Source organism: Mycolicibacter senuensis, assembly GCF_003284925.1.
GTDB classification, from domain to species: Bacteria; Actinomycetota; Actinomycetes; order Mycobacteriales; family Mycobacteriaceae; genus Mycobacterium; species Mycobacterium algericum_A.
The window spans coordinates 1-2,831 of record NZ_QMEX01000248.1 but is presented as its reverse complement, the minus strand read 5'-3'; the positions used below and the strand labels follow the sequence as shown (position 1 = coordinate 2,831).

Genomic DNA, 2,831 nt, shown 5'->3' with positions numbered 1-2,831 from the left:
GCGGCGATGTTCTCGTCGCTGCCCGCGCCGTAGCCGTTGCCGCCGTCACCGAACAGCCACCCGCCGTCACCGCCGTCGGGGTGGTCGACGGTTCCGTCGACCCCATCGCAGATCAGGCCGCAGGCGCCGTCAAAAGCGAAGAGCGGGTTGATGATCGGGTCGATCAAGGCGCCGGGACCCATCATCCACAGCGTGCCCAGGTCGTGGATGGTGGCGTAGAGCTGATTCTGGACCAGCCCGGCGAAAACGACCTCCACGACCGATGTCCAGGTATAGATGTCGGTGCCCACCTGGCCGAGATCCAGCGTGTCCCCGGCGGCCGCGCCCGGGTCGGCCAGCGCGAAATCGTCGAAGAACTGATCCAGCGAGAACAGGTCGTCGAAGTCGGCTCGGGCCGGCGCGGTGGCGACCGGGCTCAGCCCCAGCGCCAGGAACGTGCCGACCGATGTCGCGGCGCCCACCACGCGACTGCCGGGGCGATGGGTTCGATTCTCAGCGCGCTGACGGGGCATTCTCCGACTGTAACCAGGCCAACTCCCATGCCACAACTGAGGACCTTAAATCGCTGTTCGTCAGTATCTGAGGATCGATTTAGCGGTAGCAGCCCGCACCCGCTGGGTGAACACTTGGCCGTCGCAGGTGTATTTTTGTGCCGGTGTCGGCCGGCAATGGTTTCGGAGAGTTCCCAGGATTCGAGTCCTCGCTCGGCTGGCTGCTGGCCCCGGTGACGGTGCAGACCTTCCTCGAGGAGCTGTGGGGCGCGGCGCTGCACCACATCGGCCGGGACCGCGCCGACTACTTCGACCGGCTGTCACCGCTCGCGACGGCCGAGCAGCTGCTGGAGTCGCTGCGCACCGAGCCGTCCGCGGTGCGGCTGGTGCGCGGGGCCGACCATCTGGCGCCGCAGCAGTACACGCTCGCCGACGGCACCCTGGACCTGGGCCGAATCCACGCGGAGCTGGACAACGGCTACACGCTCATCTGCAACAACATCGAGAAGTACCTGCGCCCGATGTCGACGCTGACCCACGGCGTCGAGGTCGAACTGAATTTCCCGACCCACGTCAACGCCTACGTCACCCCGCCGTCCGCCGTGGGTTTCCTGCCGCACTACGACCACCACGACGTGCTGGTGCTGCAGATCCGGGGCCACAAGACCTGGTATTTCTACGGCGACGAGCCGATTCCGCCACACCTGATGCAGCAGCTGCACGAGGTCGATCCGGTCGGCCTGCCCGAGCCCACCAGCCTGCGGCTGAGCGCCGGGGACACCCTGTATCTGCCTCGGGGACGGGTGCATTCGGCCGAGGCGACGTCGGAGTCGTCGGTCCATCTGACGGTGGGCATCCACGTGCCGACGGTGCTCACGCTGCTGACACACACGCTGCAGCTGTTGAGCCTGCGCGACGACGTCGTGCACACCCGGCTGCCCGCAAGGCATTTGGACGACCCACAGGTGCAAGCCGGCCTGGGCGCACTGGTCCGGGATGCGCTCGCCGCGGTCGAGACCCCCGCCGCCCTGGCGGAAGGCCTTGGCGCCATGCAGGATCTGCTGGTGCGCCGCGCCCGCTGCCCGGTGGTCGGACAGGTCGCCGACACCGTCGGGATCGATGCCGACACCCTGGTGGGCAAGCAGCAGCCGCTGTACTCCCGGGTGACCCGGACGGCGGACGGCGTCGGCCTGCAGTTCGCCCAGTTGATCGTCAGCGCCCGCCCGGATCATGAAGCCGCGATGCGGTTTCTGTCCGATGCCACCGAGTCTTTCCGGGTCGGTGAAATACCCGGGCTGACTGCCGTCCAGCAGCTCGAGTTGGTCCGGAGCCTGATCATGAGCGGCTTTCTGGTGCGGGCGGCCGCCGGCGCACCATCGAGTCCATGAATGCGGATTATATCGGCCTGCTTCTCCCGCATTCAGAGGATATTTCCAGCGAATAATCGCGATTTGAGGTTTAGTATTCGACTACCGCACGGGTGAGGAAAGGCAGCAATGACGGAGCCGATCTGGATCGCATCACCACCGGAGGTGCACTCGGCATTGCTGAGCAACGGCCCGGGCCCGGGCCCGCTACTGGCGGCCGCCGGGATGTGGGACGCGTTGAGCGCCGAATACACCGAGGTGGCACAGGAACTCTCCGCCCTGCTCTCCGCGGTGCAGGCCGGATCCTGGCAGGGGCCCAGTGCGGAATCCTATGTGGCGGCGAATGTTCCGTATCTGGCCTGGCTGACCAAGGCCGGCGCCGACAGCATGACATTGGCCACCCAACACCAAACCGCCGCCGCCGCCTACACGTCCGCACTGGCCACCATGCCCACGCTGGCCGAACTGGCTGCCAACCACGCCATTCACACGGTGCTGGTGGCGACGAACTTCTTCGGGGTCAACGCCATCCCGATCGCCCTCAACGAGGCCGACTACACCCGGATGTGGGTGCAGGCGGCCACCACGATGTCGACCTATCAGACCGTGGCGGGCGCCGCGGTGGCGTCCGCTCCGGCCGCGTCGACCGCCCCGACGGTGCTCAACCCCGATACCCCGCCGCACCGCGACCACCACCACCGCAACGACCAGGCGCCCACCCAGGACTTCGGCAACATCTACCAGGAGAGCTGGTGGACGACTCGACTCGCCGAGATCAACGAGGCCATCCAGGCTGATCTTGCCGGCAACAACCCGCTCGTCAGCCTGATCAGCGACCCGGTGCTGATGACGATCGCGCCGCACTACGCGGGCGAGATCGTGCTGGGGATAGCGCCGGCCGTGACGTCGCTGACCGAGACCATGCTCGCGCTGGTCGCGCCCGCGTCACCACTGGCCGGCTTCGCCGGTGTCG

At 67.3% G+C, this 2,831-nt stretch carries 2 protein-coding genes and 1 pseudogene; 2 read left to right on the top strand and 1 reads right to left on the bottom strand.

The features are described 5' to 3' along the window. Positions 1–512: pseudogene (locus tag DQP56_RS25695) on the bottom strand (hypothetical protein); the annotation flags it as partial. Positions 513–649: 137 nt separating this feature from the next. Here DQP56_RS25695 and DQP56_RS23635 point away from each other — a divergent pair. Further along, positions 650–1,879, top strand: coding sequence for a JmjC domain-containing protein (locus tag DQP56_RS23635; RefSeq protein WP_112689492.1), 1,230 nt, complete (start codon positions 650–652; stop codon positions 1,877–1,879). A gap of 108 nt (positions 1,880–1,987) precedes the next feature. After that, on the top strand, positions 1,988–2,831 hold an 844-nt coding region (locus DQP56_RS23630), incomplete at its 3' end, for a PPE family protein (protein WP_133259025.1).